The organism is Romboutsia sp. (assembly GCF_056995035.1).
Genome location: NZ_JBXKIW010000049.1, coordinates 67436 through 89836 on the forward strand (window position 1 = coordinate 67436; position 22401 = coordinate 89836).

Annotated in this window: 20 protein-coding genes; all 20 read right to left on the bottom strand. The window is 28.0% G+C overall.

All coding sequences use genetic code 11. From position 1 onward, the window contains the following. Positions 1-79: 79 nt before the first annotated feature. The 20 genes from AC11VW_RS07755 to AC11VW_RS07850 all read right to left on the bottom strand — a co-directional run bounded on the left by AC11VW_RS07755 (position 80) and on the right by AC11VW_RS07850 (position 21790). A complete protein-coding gene (locus AC11VW_RS07755) occupies positions 80-1132 on the bottom strand; it encodes a YecA family protein (RefSeq protein ID WP_484300837.1) in 1053 nt (350 codons plus the stop codon). Between the two features lie 264 nt (positions 1133-1396). After that, positions 1397-1894, bottom strand: coding sequence for a hypothetical protein (locus AC11VW_RS07760; protein WP_484300838.1), 498 nt, complete (start codon positions 1892-1894; stop codon positions 1397-1399). Continuing rightward, positions 1891-2331: a hypothetical protein gene (locus AC11VW_RS07765; protein ID WP_484300839.1), complete on the bottom strand. Its 441-nt coding sequence runs from the start codon at positions 2329-2331 to the stop codon at positions 1891-1893. Before AC11VW_RS07765 ends, AC11VW_RS07760 begins: the two co-directional genes overlap by 4 nt. Continuing rightward, positions 2331-3017, bottom strand: coding sequence for a type IV pilus biogenesis protein PilM (locus tag AC11VW_RS07770; protein WP_484300840.1), 687 nt, complete (start codon positions 3015-3017; stop codon positions 2331-2333). Before AC11VW_RS07770 ends, AC11VW_RS07765 begins: the two co-directional genes overlap by 1 nt. Positions 3018-3256: 239 nt before the next feature. After that, on the bottom strand, positions 3257-3457 hold the full coding sequence (locus AC11VW_RS07775) for a hypothetical protein (protein ID WP_484300841.1): 201 nt from the start codon (positions 3455-3457) through the stop codon (positions 3257-3259). 24 nt (positions 3458-3481) lie between these two features. Beyond that, positions 3482-3664, bottom strand: a complete 183-nt coding sequence (locus AC11VW_RS07780) for a type II secretion system protein (RefSeq protein ID WP_484300842.1) — start codon at positions 3662-3664, stop codon at positions 3482-3484. Between the two features lie 17 nt (positions 3665-3681). Then, positions 3682-4881 (bottom strand): type II secretion system F family protein, encoded by a 1200-nt coding sequence (locus tag AC11VW_RS07785; protein ID WP_484300843.1) that lies wholly within the window; start codon positions 4879-4881, stop codon positions 3682-3684. A 17-nt stretch (positions 4882-4898) separates the two neighbouring features. Further along, complete coding sequence (locus AC11VW_RS07790) at positions 4899-6278, bottom strand: GspE/PulE family protein (RefSeq protein WP_484300844.1); 1380 nt, start codon at positions 6276-6278, stop codon at positions 4899-4901. Continuing rightward, positions 6271-6951, bottom strand: coding sequence for a DUF881 domain-containing protein (locus AC11VW_RS07795; protein WP_484300845.1), 681 nt, complete (start codon positions 6949-6951; stop codon positions 6271-6273). The genes AC11VW_RS07790 and AC11VW_RS07795 overlap by 8 nt, the downstream gene beginning before the upstream one ends. Positions 6952-7297: 346 nt before the next feature. Then, complete coding sequence (locus AC11VW_RS07800; protein WP_484300846.1) at positions 7298-8371, bottom strand: PRK06851 family protein; 1074 nt, start codon at positions 8369-8371, stop codon at positions 7298-7300. 234 nt (positions 8372-8605) lie between these two features. Beyond that, entirely contained in the window at positions 8606-9217 is a 612-nt protein-coding gene (yihA, locus tag AC11VW_RS07805; RefSeq protein ID WP_484300847.1) for a ribosome biogenesis GTP-binding protein YihA/YsxC, read from the bottom strand. Then, complete coding sequence (gene lon, locus AC11VW_RS07810; RefSeq protein ID WP_484300848.1) at positions 9217-11565, bottom strand: endopeptidase La; 2349 nt, start codon at positions 11563-11565, stop codon at positions 9217-9219. Before lon ends, yihA begins: the two co-directional genes overlap by 1 nt. 389 nt (positions 11566-11954) lie before the next feature. Then, on the bottom strand, positions 11955-13202 hold the full coding sequence (gene clpX / locus AC11VW_RS07815) for an ATP-dependent Clp protease ATP-binding subunit ClpX (protein WP_484300849.1): 1248 nt from the start codon (positions 13200-13202) through the stop codon (positions 11955-11957). A gap of 19 nt (positions 13203-13221) precedes the next feature. After that, positions 13222-13806 (bottom strand): ATP-dependent Clp endopeptidase proteolytic subunit ClpP, encoded by a 585-nt coding sequence (gene clpP / locus AC11VW_RS07820; protein ID WP_484300850.1) that lies wholly within the window; start codon positions 13804-13806, stop codon positions 13222-13224. A 75-nt stretch (positions 13807-13881) separates the two neighbouring features. Next, a complete protein-coding gene (tig, locus tag AC11VW_RS07825) occupies positions 13882-15168 on the bottom strand; it encodes a trigger factor (RefSeq protein WP_484300851.1) in 1287 nt (428 codons plus the stop codon). Positions 15169-15325: 157 nt separating this feature from the next. Further along, entirely contained in the window at positions 15326-15802 is a 477-nt protein-coding gene (locus tag AC11VW_RS07830) for a metallophosphoesterase family protein (protein WP_484300852.1), read from the bottom strand. Continuing rightward, a complete protein-coding gene (gene rph, locus AC11VW_RS07835; RefSeq protein WP_484300853.1) occupies positions 15802-17151 on the bottom strand; it encodes a ribonuclease PH in 1350 nt (449 codons plus the stop codon). Before rph ends, AC11VW_RS07830 begins: the two co-directional genes overlap by 1 nt. A gap of 193 nt (positions 17152-17344) precedes the next feature. Next, positions 17345-19366, bottom strand: coding sequence for an NAD-dependent DNA ligase LigA (gene ligA, locus AC11VW_RS07840; RefSeq protein ID WP_484300854.1), 2022 nt, complete (start codon positions 19364-19366; stop codon positions 17345-17347). Positions 19367-19532: 166 nt separating this feature from the next. Then, on the bottom strand, positions 19533-20468 hold the full coding sequence (locus AC11VW_RS07845) for a phosphoglycerate dehydrogenase (protein ID WP_484300855.1): 936 nt from the start codon (positions 20466-20468) through the stop codon (positions 19533-19535). Positions 20469-20911: 443 nt separating this feature from the next. Further along, positions 20912-21790 carry a cation diffusion facilitator family transporter gene (locus tag AC11VW_RS07850; RefSeq protein WP_484300856.1) on the bottom strand — a complete coding sequence of 293 codons (879 nt, stop codon included), beginning with the start codon at positions 21788-21790 and terminating at the stop codon, positions 20912-20914. Positions 21791-22401: the final 611 nt, after the last annotated feature.

Consider the following 22401-nt stretch of genomic DNA (forward strand, 5'->3'; position numbering starts at 1 on the left):
TACATATATTTATTTATTATCTTAAATCGGACTTCTTAATCATACTATTAATAAATACTTAAAAATTTACAATTAAAATTTAAGACACTTTAAGGTCTTTATATCTTTTTCCTAATGTACTAGGACTTATTTCATATTTCTTAGATATTTGTGCTTGTGTTATGTTCTCTCCAGCAACTTTTTTGATATGATACTCAACTGCTGCACCCCATCCATTTTCAGATCCTTTTACGTCTCCATTAGCTTGCTTGTACTCATTCCAAAACTCTATACATGAACCTATATGCTCTTTCTCAACATTTTGTCTAAGAACTAAACATACTTTACACTCATCTTCGTTTTCATCTTCTTGAGTTAATGCTACTTCTTGTGCTGCTTTATCCATTTTAGCTTCTTTTTGTTGTTTTAAGTATTCAGCTATACTTGGATCTAGTAATTGTTGCATATATTTGTATAATATATGTGTATGATGTATTAAGAAAGTTTTCATATCTTTGTATAAATCTTCGTACTGGTTAAATAGACTAATTATATCGTTACATATAACATCTTTAACTGAACTTGATATACTAATAGTTACATCTATCAATATGCTTGTATCTTCGATACTAACTATTCTAGCTATCATACAACTTCCTATTTTGAAGTCTTTTAATAAGTTTACGTCTTCTGTATAAACTTCTTTTTCAGTTAAACAATCTTTTAATAAAATTTTTCCGTCTAATACGTCTTTAACTTCATAAATACCTACATAAGATTCAAATAAGTTTCTTAGTATTTCTACTTCTTTTGTATTTAAATTATCTCTGTTGTCTTCGTAGAATTCAACAGTCATCACTTTTTTACTTTCCATTATATGATCTTGTACAAAGTAAGTATTGAAGAATCTTTCAAATTTTTTATTAGTTGCTTCATCTTCTAATATATAAAACATCTCTTTAGCTTTTTCATATTCTTCTTTAAATTTATCTTGTTTTGCATATTCCTGTATTTTTGTATATAATTCTGAATAGTGCTTTTGTGAAAGCCCTACTTTTCTACCGGCTCTCTCCGACATAACATCTTTATTTAAACAACATTTTTTATATTTTTTGCCACTTTTACAAGGACATAAATCATTTCTTCCTAACAATGTGACCTTCACTCCCTTATTTTTTAAATTAAAGTACAATTTATTATTATACCATTTTTTATTCAATGATTCTATAATTATGATATTATTTTATTATTTTTGTGTATGATGTTAAGCTTTGGTATAACAATTAACCCCATTATATATAGATTTTCTATAAGTTTAGTCTAAATTCCTTTATGTTTATCTAATTAAGTTCATACTAATTCTCTTAATATATATCACTAATCAGTATGAATATATTAGTTACTCCATATTCTTTTATTATCCGACTTTAAGTGTCATTACACAATCTATAATATCGACTTTAATTTCTTCTTCAGTTTCAACATTGTTATTAATTTTTTTATTTATTTGTATACTTTCTATGATATTTTTACCTTTTATTTTTTTTAGTTCATCATTTATCTTAAATAACTGATCCATTGTTCCACTTACTTTTAATTCAATCTTTATGTATTCGTTATTATTTTCATCCCATTCAACAAACTTATTTACATACAATACATTAATGAATTGGCTAAATTCTTTTTCTATCTTTAGTACTATATCATCTTCTTTTAACTGTTCATTACTTTCGGATTCATTTATTTTTTTTGATTCTATGTTTTCTTTTTTATTACTAGTTATTTCTTTATTTTGATCTTTTAAATCTTCTATCTTAGCTTTAATAGGATTTACTACGATTCCATTTATAATTAATCCAGCTATAAGAACTATAAATATTTGTAATAATTCATTTTTTATTTTATTTAACTTCATATACTTGACCCAGTTTGGTACCTCAGTCTAAATGTGTAGAAATCATTTTCTTTAGTTATGCTATCTAATGATAAGTCTTTTATGTTATCATTATTTTTGATATTTTCTAATATATTTAAATCTGTGCATTTACCTTGCACTTGCACATCATCCTTTAATATAGCCATCTCATTAATATTAGATGCATCAAATAAAGAGTATATAAATTTTATTTGATTAAAATCTATATTTTTTTCTTGAACATACTCTACTTCATCATTAGATACATTTTCAACTTTATGATGATTTATATTTGATTCTAATTTTCTTAGTTTTATAGTATTGACTGACAAATTTAAAAATGTAAATATTATAATACTTAGCATCAATAATCTGCTTATGTATATAGATCTATTATTATTTTCTTCAAAAAAATTTAATACTTCATATTTTTTCATTATATTATCATCCCTATACTGTTTAGATAACTTATACTGGAATCAGTTATCATTTGCTTATTCTTTGTTAACTTTATATTTGTACTTAATTTTAAGGGTTGTACCTTAAATGCTTCACCTAAATAATTTTCTACAAATGGATCATGCTTACCATAATAGTACACATCTTTAAAATCCTTAATTGAATTTGCTACTGATTGATATGAATGAATAGTTCTAGGTAGTATATGAGATTCATATACTTTGTTATCTTTTACTATATTTAATATAAACTCTGTATCTTTGCACTCTATAAATACGCCACCCTGAGGAAAATTTTCTATTAAATCTAGACTCAAAAGTTTTTGGAGTATATCACAATTCACATTCAATGTTCTTGCTTTGCTTTTTAGATTTTTAGAAATTTGTTTACACAATTTTATTGTAGATTTAAGAATTAAAATAACCTGTATATTTGACTTATCTTCATATGACTTAATTTCTTTATACTTCATAACGTACTCATTTAAATCTATATGAACATATCGTGTTATTTCTAACTCTATCATTTTCAATATATCTTTTTTATTTTTTATTTTTAATAGTTCAATATTTCTAATTATAGTTTTATCATCTTGAATATTATAGGCTATATCTTTATACTGACTTTCTAAGCCTTGTATTTCATTTTTTATTATTTCTGACACAACTTTAGCATCTTCTTGTATATTATTTGTTTCTATATATTGTAATGTGATATTTGTTTTTGTTGATTTGTATATGTATATTTCGTTTTTTGACTTTCTTAGAAGAGTTGTTTTTATATAATCGTTATTTATTTCAACATTTACTAATTTCTTAATATTACCACTCCTAAATACTCATGTGATAACATTTAATTTTACCACATAAATCTATTTTTAATATTATAAATTTATTGTTTTACTTAAGATGGATCACTTGCCACTTTCACTCTCGGATAAAAAATTTTATTATTTGCAGTTATAGTTATTTCTCCATCTTTATCTGTGGTTATTTCTCCATCTTTATTTATAGTTATTTCAAAATCAACATCCTCACTTTGTGACTTTGGAACTTCACTTAAGTAACCTTCTTCTTCTAATTTTTCTGGCGTTATTTCTCCCACTTTTATTTTCTTATCATCCAGTGCTTAGTTTGTAGCAGTTGCTAAACTGGAAGCTGCTAGATAATCAGAATTTAACCTTGCATTTTCTTGAACTTTTCCAAATTTCATAAACCCTAAAGTTGATAAAATACCTAATATTGTTACAACTATCACCATTTCAACTAATGTAAATCCTGGCCTTTTCTTATTCTTTATTTTTGTTTTCATTTTATTACACCCTCCTTTTATATTGAAACTATCGCATCGAACATAGGCGATACCATAGCTACTAGAAACACTCCTATAATAATTCCTATTATTACTATTATTGCAGGTTCTATTACCTTCATTATAATTTCTATTTTTGTATCTAACTCATTACCATAGAAATTATCTATAGTTTTTAAACATTCCTCTAATCTTCCACTCTCTTCTCCTATATTTATCATAGATATAAATAACTTCGGAAAAACATTAGATAATTTTAATGAATCTGATACACTATTACCTCTTTGAATATATTCTTTTGATATTGAAAGTTTTTCATAAGTTAATTTATCATCTATTATTTTTGCAGATATATCTATAGAGTCCACGATTTGTATTCCACTCTCCACTAATATACTTAGCGCTCTACAAAACCTTGTCGTAATAATTAATTGGGTTATATTTTTTATGATTGGACTTTTAAATTTTAAATTATTTTTAACTAAAGTTACTTTAGTACTATTTTTTATGCAATGAATTGAGATAGGTATAGTAATTAAGATAGCTATGATTATGTAAATATATTTAGTCCTTATAAATGTAGATACATTTATTAAGATTCTCGTCAATAATGGTGGCTTTATACCATTACTTGTAAATATCATCTCAAAATTAGGTATTACTGCTACCATTATAATTATCATAGATAAAATAGATAATAGTATTAATATCGTAGGATATATTAATAATGTCTTAATTTTTGATTTTAGTTTATATTCTTTATCGTAATAATCAGCTAAATTATGCATTACTTTGTCTAAATTACCACTAACTTCTCCTGCGTTTACCATGCTTATAAAAAATGTTGAGAATAATTCTGATTTTTGAAATGATTTGGTTATTGAGTTACCTCTTTTAATATGATTGGCTGTTTGCGATAATACGTTACTTATTTTTCTATTAGATTGATTTATTAATATATCTATCATCTTTGTAATTTCGCACCCTGATTCTAGCAATATACCCATTTGCCTACATAGAATTCTTGTTTCTTTATCCTTTACCTTTACCTTATTTTTGTTGTTATCTTTAATCTTATTATCTGCACTTCTGACACTAACCATTGTTAACTCATTTGTACTTATATAATCGTTAACTTCTTCTTCAGAGTCTAGCTCTAATTTTATTTTCTTTCTCTTTTTATCTTTGTCATAAACTACACAGTTATACAAACCCATTTAATGATTTCCTCCATTTAATCCATATTCTCTATCATTATGCATTCTTTTAATGTAGTTATTTTATTATTTATCAATTTTTTGCTACTTTCTTCAAATGTTATCATTCCATTTTTTATTGCTATCTCTTTTATTTCTTTAGAATCCTTCATTTGTTTTATACACTTCTTTATATCGTCGTCAATTTCTAATATTTCATACACAGCTGTCCTTCCTAAATAGCCATTATTACACATTTCACATCCCACAGCCACTTTAGTATTTATATTGCCTTCTATACTATCTATAATAAGTATGTCTCTACTACATTCTGGACATACTTTTCTTACTAGTTTTTGAGATATTACTCCTATAAGGGATGAATTTATTAGATATGGAGGTATTTGCATATCTATTAACCTTGCAATAGATGATATAGCATCATTAGTGTGTATAGTACTTATTACTAAATGTCCTGTTGTAGCTGCTCTTATAGCTATCTTAGCTGTTTCTATATCCCTTATCTCTCCTACCATTATGATGTCTGGATCTTGCCTTAATATTGACCTCAATCCTACATCAAAATTTAACCCTAGCTTACTATTTACTTGAGTTTGATTTATACCTCTCATTTTATATTCTACAGGGTCTTCTATCGTCATTATATTTTTACTTATATTTCTTAAGTCATTTAATATAGAATATACCGTTGTAGTTTTTCCACTTCCTGTAGCACCTGTAACTAGTAAAATACCTGACTTTTTATTTATGATGTTTTTTATTTTATTTATTGCTTCAATTGAGAATCCAAGTTCTTCTTTATTTTTTAAAAAAGAGTTTCTCTTCAATATTCTTAGTACTATTTTTTCACCATATACAGTTGGGAGACTTGATGCCCTGATATCTATTACTGATTCGTCAATGTTTATATCAACTCTACCATCTTGAGGTAATCTTTTCTCTGTAATATCCATTGAGGTATCTAATTTTATTACAGACGATAGATATGGATATATATCCATTGATAAATGTTCTATTTCATTTAATTCTCCATCTATTCTAAGTCTTATTATTAAGCACTCTTCAAATGGTTCTATATGTATATCACTAGCATTTTGAACTATAGCCTTATTTAAAATATCATTAAATAAATTTCTAGCATAACCTTCATCTGACTTATTTTCTTTTTTATAATATTTTTTTATTTTTTTAGTAATTATATCCTTATCTTGTTTTTCTAATATAATATTCATCCCTGTAGCAAGCTTTAAGTCTCTAATCGCATATATGTCATCATTTTCTATTTCTATATGTAAGTTATCGTTTTTTATTTCAATTGGAAATGCATTATATTTTTTAGCTAACTTTTCTGGAATTAACTTAGTTAATGAATTTTCTTGTAAAATAATTTTACTCACCCTTTATATATTTTAATTTATTTGGTACGTTTATTTTATTCATGGTTATATTTTCATCATTCTTAAACTCTATTTTTAGAGGATAGTTATTCTCTATACGTCTTAAATAATTACTTTCTTTATCTACATATTTGTATAATTTATCTACATCTCCAATAACTTTTATTTCATAAGGCTGAGCAATTGGAATAGAATTTATATTTATATGATTTCCTGCTAGAGCTATTTCAGAGTATTGATTCATCCTTTGTCCATTTATAGATATGAATACTCCTCCATTTATTTTAACTTCATTTATTAGGTTAACTAATACCTTATTATAATCAATTAGATTTGCTATATTTCCTGTATCTTCATTTATAGCATCTAGTTTTATGACTACTCCACGTCCACTAATATCTGTGTATGATAAATTCGATTTCAAATCTTCTACTTGATTTATATTTTCTACGTCTTCATATTTATTTTTTAAGTCATTTAATTCTATTTCTACATTTTTCTTCTCCTTATTTAATTTTTTTATCTCTTTATTAACTATATGTATTTCTTTTTTGGTAGGTTTATCTTTATTTACGTACATGTAATTTTTTCGTTCCTGTTCTCTAATTGTCATACCCATGAATATACCTAATATTGTACTCGTTAGTATTATCAACATATATCTATTTTTCATACTAATATACTCCCTATAAAAAAAATTTATGTTCCCTCTTTCCTCTTTCCTCTTTCCACTTTCCTCTTTCCTCTTTAAAAACATACTATCTATTTTAATATTATTTACAATAAATATCTATTATAATAAATAATTGATGAATTTAATAAAAAAATCATTATTTAATTTTATAATAACTTATATTGTTTTTGAAAATATAAATCTATAAATTTTATTTTAATCTTAATAATAAAAGCTATAGAATTTAGGATTAATTAAGAAATTCCTATTCCTACAGCTTTTTATTATTCATTATATATACTATTTCAAGAATATTTAATTTTATTTTGATAAATTCTATCAACTATTATTTTTCATATTTTAATATTCTCTTTACTAAATCAATTCTTAATTGCTCAACTTCATCAAATCTCATATTAGGAACATAATATGATTCTATAACATCATGCTTAGCTTTGGCTTTGTTTAAATTAGAAATAGCATAATTTATCAGTTCATCAAAAATTTTCTCATCAAAGCTTATTTCTTCTTGATATTTAGATAATTTTTCTTGATTTAAATATTTATCTAAATCAATAGTATTTTTTCCTTCAAATAAACTACTTATAGTTATACCTATATCTAAGTCCTTAATTATTATTGTTTCTAATTTTTCTTTTATAAGTGGATAATGATATACTTCTACAGACATTCCTTTTTGAATTGCTTTATCACATATTCTTTGTAAAAATGTTGTTTTTCCTGTTCCAATGTTTCCATTTAAATGATAAACCTTAGATACTTCACTAAGAATACTCTCTGTATAATCTAAATGCCCTACTGGAGTTATTGCTGTTCCAAATAAATGTCGCTCTTTCTTATATATTCCAGTACTACTTGTATCTTTGAATAAGTCATAAATAAAATGTTCTGTTAATAAATTTACTTGCCCAAAATCCATACAATCCATATATTTTTCTTCCATATCATAATATATAGGTTCCGCAGCTTTTAAGTACTTATATGCTCTTTTAAATGAATTTCCTATATCTTTTCCACACTCTACAATTTCTCTTCTATTTTTTTCCATATTTTCTAAATTCCAATAATCCCCTAAGTTAACTACTTCGTCTATTGCTCCTGGGTCTTTTGGGTCAACTATATGAGGTGCTGTTCCATCTAGTAAAACTACTCCTAATTTTTTTATTACCACTCCATCTAAAGAACTTGGATCTGATGGACAATAATGCAACTCAACTTCATATCCCTTTTCTATAAACTCATTTGCTACTTTTTTCATTAACGACGATTTACCTACTCCTGGACCACCTTTTAAACAAAAAATTCTATTTACGTTACTTGGAATCATATATTCAAAAAAATTATATGATCCATTTGCCGTATTCCCGCCTGGGAATAATTTTCTAACTTTATTTTCCATAATCAATACCCCCTGAAAATCAATATTCTATCTTTATTAAAGTATTAATAAAACCCTAATTTTGTTACTATTATAAAGTTTATTTTATGTAAAAATTTCAAATTTAATCATGTTGTATCAAACCTATAAATCAGATTCATTGTTTTACCTTCTTACTAATTCAATCATTTCATTCATATATTAATTCTATATACAAAAAGAAGTAGCAAATAGCTACTCCTTTAATATAAATTACTAGTCTACAGTTATTTCATAACCAGCATCATTGTATTGTTTTACTATTTCATTCCATACGTCTTCTACTCCTGTTTTCTTAAGAGAAGATATTGGTATTACTTTTTCATCTGCATCTAATTGTAATTTTTTTCTGATTATACTTATATGCTTTTGATATTGACCTCTAGATATTTTATCTGATTTTGTAGCTATTACCACACAGTTATATCCAAAGTGCTTTATCCACTCATACATCATAACATCGTCATTAGTAGGTTCATGTCTAATATCTACAAGTAAGAAAATAGCACATAGCTCTTCTCTATCTTCTAGATATCTTTCCATTATAGTACCCCACTTATCCTTCTCTGATTTAGCTATTTTAGCATATCCATAGCCTGGAAGGTCAGTGAAGAAGAATTCATTATTTATAAGATAGAAATTTATAGTTCTTGTCTTACCTGGCGTTTGACTTATTCTAGCAAAATTTCTTCTGTTTAATAAAGTATTTACGGTTGATGATTTTCCTACATTTGATCTACCAACTAAAGCTATTTCTGGTATACCTTCATCTGGATACTGTGACTTATTTACTGCACTCATTGTTATTTCTGAGCTTCTGATTTTCATTATTTTTCACCATTCCTTAATAATGCATGTTCTAACACTTCGTCCATATGTTCAACAAGCACAAATTCCATTTTTTCTTTTATATTTTCAGGTATTTCATCTAAATCTGCTTCACATTCTTTTGGAAGTAATACTTTAGTTATACCTGCTCTATGTGCTGCTAGTAATTTTTCTCTAACTCCACCTACAGCTAAAACTCTACCTCTAAGAGTTATTTCTCCTGTCATTGCTACATTGTTTAATACAGGTAGATTTGTTAGTGCTGATATAACAGCTAGAGCCATAGTTATACCTGCTGATGGCCCATCTTTAGGAACTGCACCTTCTGGTATATGAATATGGATATCATTGTTTTTATAGAATTCAGAGTCTATATTGAATCTATCAGCTATTGATCTTATGTAAGATATAGCTGTCTGAGCAGATTCTTTCATAACATCTCCTAACTTACCAGTTAAAACAACTTGTCCTTTTCCTTTAAGTACATTAACTTCTACAGTTAAAGTTTCTCCTCCAACAGATGTCCAAGCAAGTCCAGTTACTACTCCTACTTCAGGCTTAGTGCCTGCTAATTGATGTATAAATCTGTTTTTGCCTAAGTATTCATCTAAATCTGTTTTAGTCACAACAACTTCTTCTAAAGAAGGAGTTTCAACATATTTCTTAGCAACTTTTCTGCATATCTTTCCTATAGTTCTTTCTAAGCTTCTTACTCCAGCTTCTCTAGTGTAAGAATTTATTATATCTCTTATAGCTTCATCTTCCATTTTTATGAATTCAGTCTTTAAGGCATGATCTTTCATTTGTTTTGGAAGTAAATATTTCTTAGCTATATTTAATTTTTCCTCTTCTATATATCCTGATACCTCTATTATTTCCATTCTATCTAATAATGCTCTTGGTATCGTACTTAAACTATTTGCAGTAGTTACAAATAATATCTTAGATAAATCAAAAGGCATTTCTAAGTAGTGATCTACGAAGTCCTTGTTTTGTTCAGGATCTAGAACCTCTAACATTGCTGATGATGGATCTCCTTTGTAATCTGCAGACATTTTATCTATTTCATCTAGTAAAAATACTGAATTTTTAGTTTTAGCCTCTTTTATTCCATTTACAATTCTTCCTGGAATAGCGCCTACATAAGTTCTTCTATGCCCTCTTATCTCAGCTTCATCTCTAACTCCACCTAAAGATATTCTTACAAATTTTCTACCTAAAGAATTTGCTATTGACTTAGCTATTGATGTTTTACCAACACCTGGAGGTCCAACTAAGCATATTATAGGTCCTTTTAAAGATTTAGATAATGTTCTTATTGCTAAGTACTCTAATATTCTTTCTTTAACTTTTTCTAAACCATAGTGTTCATTATCTAGTATTTCCTTAGCTTTAACTATATCTAGCTTGTCTTTTGTTTCATTGTTCCAAGGTAGTGAAAATACAGTATCTAAATATGATCTACTTACCGATAAATCAGGAGACATCGGAGATACCTTAGAAAACTTATCTATTTCTTTGGCTATTTTTTCTTTAGTTTCTTTTGGAGCTTTTATTTTTTTAAGCTTCAATCTATACTCGTCAGCTTCAGAATTTATATCTTCTTCTTCACCTAACTCTTTTTGTATAGCTCTTAGTTGTTCTCTAAGATAATATTCTTTTTGAACTTTATTCATTTGCTTTTTAACTCTTAGAGTTATTTTTTTCTCGATTTTTAATATATCAATCTCTTCTAAAAGAATTGTATAAATAAGTTCTAATCTTTTATTAATATCAAATTCTTCTAATATTTGCTGTTTTTGTTCTGGCTTTAGATATACATTAGCTGCTATAGTATCTATAAATCGGTCTACATCCTCTATCTCACCTAGTGATATAAGTATTTCTGGCGAAACTTTATTACCTATATTTATGTACTCCTCAAACGCATCAAATACATTCCTTACAAAAGCTTCAATTTCTAAATCTTTCTCTGAATTTTCAGCATCAAATACTAATTCTTCTACTACTGCTTTAAAATATCCATCTTCTAATTTTATATCTCTTGCTCTACCTCTAGAAATTCCTTCTACTAGTACGCGTACCGTTTCTCCTGGTAGTTTTATCATCTGCTTTACTTTACAGATTGTCCCAACATGATAAAAATCTTCTTCTGTAGGCTCATCAACTTCGGCTGCTTTTTGAGAAGTTAAAAATACTAACTCTTCAGCTAGCATCGCTTCGTCTAAAGCTTTAAGTGATACCTCTCTTCCTACATCAAAATTTAATATCATATATGGGAATATCGCTAACCCTCTCAGTGGAATTAACGGCAATTCTTGTTCTGTTTTAGTATAATTCGGTTCCACTAATATCACTCCTTAAAGTGCTAGATTTTGTTGCTTTATATATTATATATTTACAAAACTTAATTTTCAACATTAATACAAACTTATTAGTATATTTTAGTCTTATTTTATTATTATATAATATGGGTAGTAATATACTCATATACTATTATACACGAAAAAAGTTGACTCCATAGCTATAGTTTTTATTTGTAGTTATTTAGGTACAATATTTTTATGATGCTTAAATAACTATAAATTTAATCATAATTTTAATTTTTTTTATAATTACCCCATTTAGTTATGGTATTTAAAAAAAGAAGTCTGTAAGACTTCCTCTCTAATTAAGGTTAGTTAACGCTTGAATTTTATAATTCAATTTAAAAAGGAGCTTTAAAAGCTCCTTTTTATTATGCACTCTCTTCTTGATCTTTAAGTACTATAACTGGTTTTGCCCCTTCATCAACTGCTTCTTTTGTTACTATAACTTTTTTGATGTCATCTCTAGAAGGAATTTCAAACATACTTTCCATCATTATGTTTTCAACTATGCTTCTTAGTCCTCTAGCCCCTGTGTTTCTTTCTATAGCTTTTTTAGCTATAGCACGAAGAGATTCATCTTCAAATTCTAGTGTAACATCATCTAATTCTATTAATTTTTTGTATTGTTTTACTAGAGCATTTTTAGGTTCCTGTAATATTCTCATTAAAGCATCTTCATCTAATAATTCTAAAGTTGCTACAACTGGAATTCTTCCTATAAACTCTGGTATTATACCAAATTTTAATAAATCTTCAGGAAGAACTTGAGCATATACTTTACCTAAATCCATTTCTTTCTTACTTTCTATTTTGGCACCAAATCCAAGTGTTTTTTCTCCACCACGTTTTTGGATTATCTTTTCTATTCCATCGAAAGCTCCTCCTAATATAAATAATACATTAGTAGTATCTATCTTTAAGAATTCTTGATGAGGGTGTTTTCTTCCTCCTTGTGGAGGAACATTTGCAGTTGTTCCTTCTAATATTTTTAAAAGTGCTTGCTGAACACCTTCTCCACTAACATCTCTTGTTATAGATGGATTTTCAGATTTTCTAGCTATCTTATCTATCTCATCTATATAAATTATACCTCTTTCAGCTTTCTCTATATCAAAATCAGCTGCTTGAATAAGCTTTAAAAGAATATTCTCTACATCTTCTCCAACATATCCTGCTTCTGTTAATGATGTAGCATCAGCCATTGCAAAAGGAACATTAAGAGTTTTAGCTAAAGTTTGAGCTAATAAAGTTTTTCCTGAACCTGTTGGTCCTAGTAAAAGTATATTACTCTTTTGTATTTCTATATCTTTAGTATTAATTTTCTTACTATAGATTCTCTTATAATGATTGTATACGGCTACTGATAATGTCTTTTTAGCTTTTTCTTGGCCGATTACATAATCATTTAAGATATCCATCATTTCCTTTGGCTTTGGTAAAGATGTAGTATCCTCTTCAATAGTTTCATCTATTTCTTCTTGGATTATTTCGTCACAAAGTTCAACACATTCATCGCATATATATACATTTGGTCCTGCAATTAATCGTCTAACTTGTTCTTGGTTTTTACCGCAGAATGAACATTTTAACTGTCTTTTTTCTTCATTTTTTGACATATTAAGCACCTCTTCCTATCTACGGTCTTTTTGCGATTACTTCATCTATTAAGCCATATTCTTTGGCGTCGCTTGCAACCATGAAGTTATCACGTTCAGTGTCCATTTGAATTTTTTCTAATGGCTGACCAGTTCTCTCTGATAGTATCTTATTTAAAGTTTCCTTCATTTTTATTATCCTTCTAGCATGGATTTCTATGTCGGTTGCTTGACCTTTAGTTCCACCTAGTGGTTGATGTATCATTATTTCACTATTTGGTAAAGCAAATCTCTTTCCTTTTTCTCCTGCTGCTAATAAAAATGCTCCCATAGATGCAGCCATTCCTATACATATAGTACATACATCTGGCTTAATATATTGCATAGTATCATAAATAGCCATCCCAGCAGTTATGCTTCCTCCAGGTGAATTTATATATAAATATATATCCTTGTCTGGATCATCAGCCTCTAAAAATAGTAACTGAGCTACTATAAGACCTGATGTGACATCATTTACTTCATCTCCTAGAAATATTATTCTATCTTTTAATAATCTAGAATATATATCGTACGATCTTTCTCCTCTTCCTGTTTGTTCAACTACTACAGGTACTAATGCCATGGATCATACCCCCTCTATATCTTCTATTTTTAATATATAATTTACAGTAGCCCATTAGTAGGCTACTGTAAAAAATTAAGCTATTATTGCATTGTCAACTAATAAGTCTATAGTTTTTCTTATTTTAACTTGACCTTTTATATCTTCAACATCTGTTTCTCTTAAAGAAGCTTTTAATTTATCAGCTTCCATATTGTACATAGATGACATTTTTTCTATCTCAGCATTGAAATCTTCATCTGTAGCTTCTATCTTTTCTGCATCAGCTATAGCTTCTAACACTAAAGAAGATTTTACTAATTTAGCTGCATCAGCTTTTCTTTCTTCTCTTAATTCAGCTATATCTCTTCCTGTCATTTCTAATAATTGTTGTAAGTTTAATCCTTGAGATTGTAATTGGTAGTTAAGATCCATTAACATGTTGTCTACTTGTTGTTGTATCATAGCTTCTGGAGCTTCTACTTCTGTATTTGCAGTAACTTTTTCAACTATTACATTTCTTAGTTGTGCTTCCGAAGCATTTTTAGCTTCTTCTTCTAATTTAGTTCTTACGTCAGCTCTTAACTCTGCTAATGTATCAAATTCGCTAGCATCTTTAGCAAATTCATCATCTAATTGAGGTAATTCTTTTACCTTTACATCATTTACTTTTACGTTGAATATAACTGGCTTTCCAGCTAAGTTTTCAGCATGGTATTCAGTTGGGAAAGTAACATTAACTTCTACTTCTTCTCCTGATTTTTTACCTACTAATTGCTCTTCGAATCCTGGGATGAATGTGTTTGATCCTATAACTAAGTTATGATTTTCACCTTTTCCACCTTCAAAAGCTACTCCGCCTTCAAATCCTTCGAAGTCTATAACAGCTGTATCTCCATTTTCTAATGCTTTATCTTCTACGCTTAATAATCTAGCGTTTTTGTTTACCATTTCTTGTAGGCTTAACTCTACTTCTTCTTCACTTACATTATTATCTACTTTAGATATTTCTATACCTTTGTAAGCTCCTAACTCGAATTCTGGTCTAACTTCAACGTTAACAACCATAACTAATCCATTGTCTTTGCTTATTTCTTCAACATCTAAGTCCGGTCTATCTATTGGATCTATATTTAATTCCTTTATAGCTTCAGGATAAACTTCAGGGAATAATAATTCTATAGCATCGTTGTAGAATATTCCTTTTCCATATTGAGTTTCTATAACAAGCTTTGGAGCTTTACCTTTTCTGAATCCTGCTATGTTGTATTTACCCTTGTTCTTGTTGTATGATTTTGTTACTGCTGCTTCAAATTTATTATTATCTACAGTTATTTTTAAAGTCACTTTGTTGCCTTCTTTTTTAATTAATTCTGCTTTCATTGACTTAATCCTCCTATATCTTTATGTAATAATTTGTATATGGAATTTAAATCCATTATACTTATAGTTTAACTCTTTAATTATAGCACATAAGTTTTTTTATTTACAAGTATTCCATTGATTTATAGACCTTATGTGTATCACTTATGCATCTATATTATAATTTTATTTCCTTTATTTTGATTTTTTCATCTTCTATATCTAGTATAACAAAACTTCTATATGTTACTTCCCTTGGAAGTGACACACTTCCTGGATTTAAATATAGTACTCCCTCTTCTTCTATACATAGAGGAGTATGAGTGTGTCCGAATATAACTATATCCGCATTCATAGACTTTGATTTTGATTGTAGCATATCTATTCCATATTTCACATTTACACCATATTTATCTCCATGGCATAAAAATATAGTCTTACCTTCTACTTCAAAAACTAATTCATCCTCTACATTATCAACGTCACAGTTTCCTCTAACTGCCATGACTGAAACCTTTGTCATACTATGTATATACTTTGAATCCGAAAAATTATCTCCTGCATGAACTATTAAATCACATTCTTTTAAGTATGATATAGTTTCATCGATAAATTTCTTCATCATATGTGTATCACTTACTACTCCTACTTTCATTATCTCACTACCCTTTTATTAAACTCACTTTTCATTAATTTTAGGGCATTAGCTCTATGGCTTATGCTGTTTTTTATAGTTGCTGGCATTTCTGCAAAAGTCTTATTATATCCATTTACTATAAATAATGAATCATATCCAAATCCATTCTTACCTTTTTCTTCGAATCCTATAGTGCCTTCACAAGTTCCTCTAACTACAAATTCTTTTCCATCTGGGAATACAACTGCTATTGCAGAAACAAACCTTGCTGTTCTTTGACTTGCCGGAATATTACTTAAAGACTTTATTAACTTTTGTCTATTTTCTTCATCCGTCGCATTTTCTCCTGCAAATCTAGCAGAATAAACACCTGGTTTTTTTCCTATAGCATCAACTTCTAAACCTGAATCGTCTGATATTGCTATCATTTCAGTCATTTTAGCTATTGTTCTAGCCTTTATTAAAGCATTATGTTCAAATGTTTTTCCATCTTCAACTATTTCTATTCCACCTAAATCTACCTCTTTTAGTGAATATATTGTATAATCAAAGTCTTCTAATATTGCCCCAATTTCTTCTAATTTATGAGCATTATTAGTAGCTATAACTACTTCATCTCCATATTCCATTCCTAGTATCTCATCTGCTATTTCACCTAACGCAGCTCTTTGGGCCTTTATTAATTCCTTATTTCCTTTTTCTCCAAGTTCTAATAATGCATTTAAGTCGTCTCTTGAGAATGGACGCTCTTCACCTGTTCCTTGAACCTCAACAAATTCACCTTTATCTGTCATTATTATATTCATATCTACTTGTGCATTAGAATCTTCTTCATAACATAAATCAAGTACATGCTCTTTATTTACTATTCCTACACTTATAGCAGATACGAAGTTCCTTACTGGCATTTCTTTAATTGCTTTAGACTTATGTAGTTTATTTAAAGCATCTACAACTGCTACAAAAGCACCCGTTATAGAAGCAGTTCTAGTTCCACCATCTGCTTGGATTACATCACAATCTACCCAAATAGTTCTTTCACCAATTTTCTTTAAATCTATTACAGATCTTATTGCTCTTCCTATTAATCTTTGAATCTCTTGTGTTCTTCCATCAACTTTTCCTCTAGATGATTCTCTTATTTTTCTTTGATGAGTTGATCTAGGAAGCATTGAATATTCTGCATTTATCCATCCTGTTCCTGTGTGTCTTAAAAATGGAGGTACTTTATCTTCTATTGATGCTGTACATATAACCTTTGTTTCTCCCATTTCTATTAATACAGAACCTTCTGCATATCGAGTATAGTTTCTTGTTATTTTTACATCTCTTGTTTGGTCATTTTTTCTGTTATCAATTCTAGCCATTGTTAATACCTCTCTTAATTCCTTTTATGTTAAGTTTTCATTCGTTTAACTTTATTATATATATTAATAATATTAACATATATATAACGTAATTTTCTACCATTACCAGTATCTATATATTTTGTAATAACCTTAAATTAATATAAAATACATTATATTTATATAAATAGTGCTATATAATACAACTATTATCTTAAGTTAATTTATTTTCTACATCTTGTTTTGATTCTAAATTTATAAGTTCTATAAATTTAGCTTCATCAAGTACTTTTACACCTAATTCAGTTGCTTTCGTAAGTTTCGATCCAGCTTCTTCACCTGCTAATACGAATTTTGTAGATTTACTAACACTTGAAGTAGCTTTGCCTCCCCTAGCTTCTATCATTTCTTTTGCATCATTTCTTTTTAATGTGAGAAGTGTTCCAGTTAAAACAATCTTCATACCTTCAAATATTTTAGGTATACTAGAATTTACATCTTCAATTTTCTTAGTGTTAACCCCAGCATTTTTAAGCTTTTCTATAACTCTAAGATTCTTTTCCTCTTTAAAGAATTCAACTACGCTATTTGCCATAGTTTCTCCAAATTCTTCTAAATTAACTAGTTTTTCATTTGTGGTGTTGATTATTTCATCTAAATCGTTAAAACTATTGGCTAATATCTTAGCTCCTTTCACTCCTACAAATTTAATTCCTAATCCATTTATAAGTCTCCATAAGTCATTATTTTTAGAATTTTTAATTGAATTAATTAAATTTGTAGCAGACTTATCACCCATTCTTTCTAAATTAATAACATCTTCTTTTTTTATACTATATAAATCTGCAACATCTTCTATTATTTTTTCGTTTAATAAAAGTGTTATTATTGATTCTCCCAATCCATCTATATTCATTGCATCCCTAGATACAAAGTGAATTATACCTCTCCTTATTTGTGCAGGACAAGACATATTTATGCACTTCACAGCTGCTTCCCCATCTAGTCTTACAGTTGGTTCAGAGCATACAGGACATTCCTTAGGCATTTCAAAGTCAATCTCTTCTCCACTACGCTCATCTTTTATAACTTCTACCACTTGAGGTATTATATCCCCCGCTTTTTGTACTAGCACTATATCATTTATTTTTATATCTTTTTCTTTGATGTAGTCTTCATTATGTAATGTAGCTCTACTTACACTTGTTCCTGCTAATCTTACCGGTTCAAGAACTGCTGTAGGTGTTATAGTTCCAGTTCTACCTACTTCTACTATTATATCTATTATCTTTGTTGTTTTCTTTTCTGCTGGGAATTTGTATGCTATTGCCCATCTTGGACTTTTAGCAGTATACCCCATAGTCTCTCTTTGAACTAAGTTATTTACTTTTATAACCATTCCATCTATTTCAAAGTCTAAGTTTCCTCTATTTTCTGTCCAATATTCTATATGGTCTATAATATCATCTATTTTATTACATACTTTATAATTTGGACTTACTTTAAATCCTAATTTTTTTAAAAACTCTAAAGATTCACTATGATTTTTAAATTCTATATTTTCTCCATGTTCAAGATTAAATACAAATATATCTAAAGGTCTTTTTGATGTTAGCTTAGGGTCAAGCTGTCTCAAGGAGCCTGCAGCAAGATTTCTAGGGTTCGCAAATAATTGTAATTCAGATTTTTCTTGCTGTTCATTTATTTTTCGGAAGTTTTCTTTTGATATATAAACTTCCCCTCTTACTACTATTTCATTATCTTCATCTATTTTTAAAGGTATGCTTTTTACAGTCATTAAATTCTGAGAAATATCTTCTCCAACAGTACCATTACCTCTAGTAGCCCCTTTTTCAAATACTCCATCGTTATATGTAATTCCTACTGATAATCCATCTATTTTAAACTCTACTACATACTCTACTTCACCACTTACCATATCTCTTACCCTTTTATCAAAATCTCTTAAATCTTGACTTGAGTAAGCATTTGATAAACTTAGCATTGGTATCTTATGTACTATTTGTTCAAATTTACCTAAGGGCTTTCCTCCAACTCTATTTGTAGGAGAATCTATTCTTTTTAGGCTAGGATTTTCTTCTTCTAATTTTATTAATTCTTTCATTAAATTATCATACTCATAATCTGATATTTCTGATGTATCTTGATTATAATATTTTTCATTATGATAATTCATTAAATCTATTAATTCATTTATTTTATTTTCTATAGTCATTCTCGTCTCACCTCGTATGAAAATTTCTCTTTTTAGTATTGCCATTTTATAATTTTAATATATTTTAGTATATCATTATAGACTTATCATTGTGAAATTTTTTATATAATAATTATCAATCAAAAAAGTTACCCTAAATTAGAGTAACTTTTTATCTTATTTTAGCCTAATATCCTTTATGTATATCCACAAGGTTATGTAATGGCTTTTCATTTATATAATTTTTAAGATTGTTATAGATCATATTGAAATTTCTTTCATTATTTTTATCTGATACCCACGAATTATGAGGAGTTATTATAGCATTATCAAATTCCCAAAACTTACTTTCTTCTTTTAACGGCTCATTTTGGAAAACATCTAATGCCACCCCTCTAAATTTATCTATATAATTTATTAAATCTTCTTCATTTACAATATTTCCTCTCCCAACATTTATAAATACTGAACCTTCTTTCATAATCTTAAATTTGTCCTTATTTATTATACCTATCGTGTCTTTAGTCGCAGGTATTGTACATACAACTACATCACATTCCTTAAATACATTATCCATATCCTGTGTAGAAAAACACTTATCAAAATATTTCTTATCAGAACCTGTTGTGTTTACACCCCACATCTCTACTCCAAAAGCTTTTAGTCGTTTTGCACCTTCCGTAGCTATAATTCCAGTTCCTATGAACCCTATTTTTCTTCCATATATCTCTGTCATTTTAAAATTCATTTTCCACTTTTTATTTTGTTGTTGTTCATAAAATTTTTTACTATTTTTATATATTTGTAAAATATACATTACTATCCATTCACTCATAGGAATACTATAGCCACCCTTATTGTTAGCTATAATCATTTCTCTTTCTAATAATTTTTCTTTTGGTATTTGATCCACTCCTACACTTGATGTTTGAATATACTTTAATTTATCCATTTTAGATATATCTAATGTTTTAAATGGATCATAAGTAACTAGTATATCTGCCGAGTCTGTGTCCTCATTATTAGTTACTGTATTTTCTTTATGATATGTAACTTCGTATCCTAAGTCTCTGACCTTTTGAAATTTTTCTTCCCCATAATTTTCAGTAAACAAAATCTTCATATCTTTTACCCCCATTGTATTTTTTGCGATATTATAAGTATTTTCTTTAAAATATAAAAAGTCCTTCAAAAAATTTGAAGGACTTAATCTATTTTAAAATAAATGTATAAAAAGACTATGATGTCAAAACAATGAGGTGTGATATACATTTATTTAATACTATTCTAACCACTTCTAAGCTTTTTATTTACAGTATATATAATAATAAATAGTAATATATTCCTGTATATGTCAAGCCATAAATATTCCAAATTCAAGTTGAAAACTGAACTGTATCTCTGTGATAACCTCACCTATCGTATTTATTTTTATCATCTTTATATGCAACAAAATGAAATTTCATGCTTCAGCTCTGAAGTAAATAGTATCTTATTAGCAAATAAGATACTATTTATACAGTCTTTTTAACTATATCTATTTTCACGAATTACACTTTACATACGCTAATTTTCTTCTTTTTTATAAGGATCTATATGAATAGTTACCCGAGTATTTTTAAACTTATCATTCATATCCTTTTTCAGGCTTGCAATAATATCATGTGTTTCTTTGACTGTAACATCAGGATCAACTGTAATATGAAAATCAATATGCTTACTATTGCCTGATTTTCTTGTTTTAAGTTTATGGTAATCTATAAATTGATTACTGTGTTCTCTTATGACTTTTTCTATCTCTGCTTCTTCTTCTTCAGACAACCTCGCATCAATAAGATATTCAAAGGCATTTTTAGAAAGCCCCCATGCTTCCTTAATTATGAGTAGCGCTACAAGCATTGCAACAACCGAATCGAGTATAACAAGTCCCGTAATCTTGATAAGAAGAATTCCAATTGCTACTCCCATGGATGTGTAGATATCAGTTTTCAAGTGAAGAGCATCTGCCTCAAGAGCCATGGAATCCTCTTCCTTTGCAACCTTGTATAATTGTCTTGACACAATAAAATTTGTAAGTGCTGAAACAGCCATAACAACAATTGCGATATTCGCTTGTTCGATTTCAACAGGCTCAAATAATTTCTTAAAAGCTTCAATAATAATCATTGCAGCAGCAATAAAAATTAAAATTCCTTCAACTAAACCAGAGATATTCTCTATTTTTCCGTGTCCGTAAGGATGCTTCTTGTCAGCAGGCTTTGCCGAATGTTTGACAGATAAAAATGCAACCAGTGATGCTACTAAATCCATTCCTGAATGTATTGCTTCAGACATAATACTTACTGAACCACTTAAAATACCTGCTACAATTTTTAAAATTATAAGTGTTGTGTTTGATAAAATTGACAAAAAAGCAACTTTAATTCTCCTATCAGAATTAAACATAAATAAATTCCTCCTCGAAATTGAAAAACCCGCCAAATTATAATAAAAGATTATAATCCTGCTGCCAATCAAGGCCCGGCCTATGCACACTATAATAGATGCATGCCTGTTATTCTATAGATAATTAATATTTTTTTATTGTATTATAGTAGTAAAATATCTTCATTTTTTTTACTTTTAAGCTATATATTTAAGGCAATATAAACAAGCAGTAAATTGGCTATGTATTTGAAAATTCTTAATACACTTCTGGACATATACATATATTATCCTATATTACTTTAAAAAATATACAAGCTCGGAGCAATCATCATCTATGCCCATATAACCACTATCATCTTTCACTTATTTCCATCTCACCTACCGATAAATATTAAATTGTTATAATCTTTTTATACAGTATTAGTATACTTACACACTTATATGTTGTCAATGCTTTTTTTATCAACTGATAATCAAATGATAATAGATTTCGGTGTTAGTATAATATCTATAATAATAAATGGGAACATATCCTATTTATCACTAACCTTTAATTAATTTTTCTACACACTCAACATGAGCTGTTTGAAAAATTTTTTAAAAACTAAAGTAATAATAATTCAGAAAGT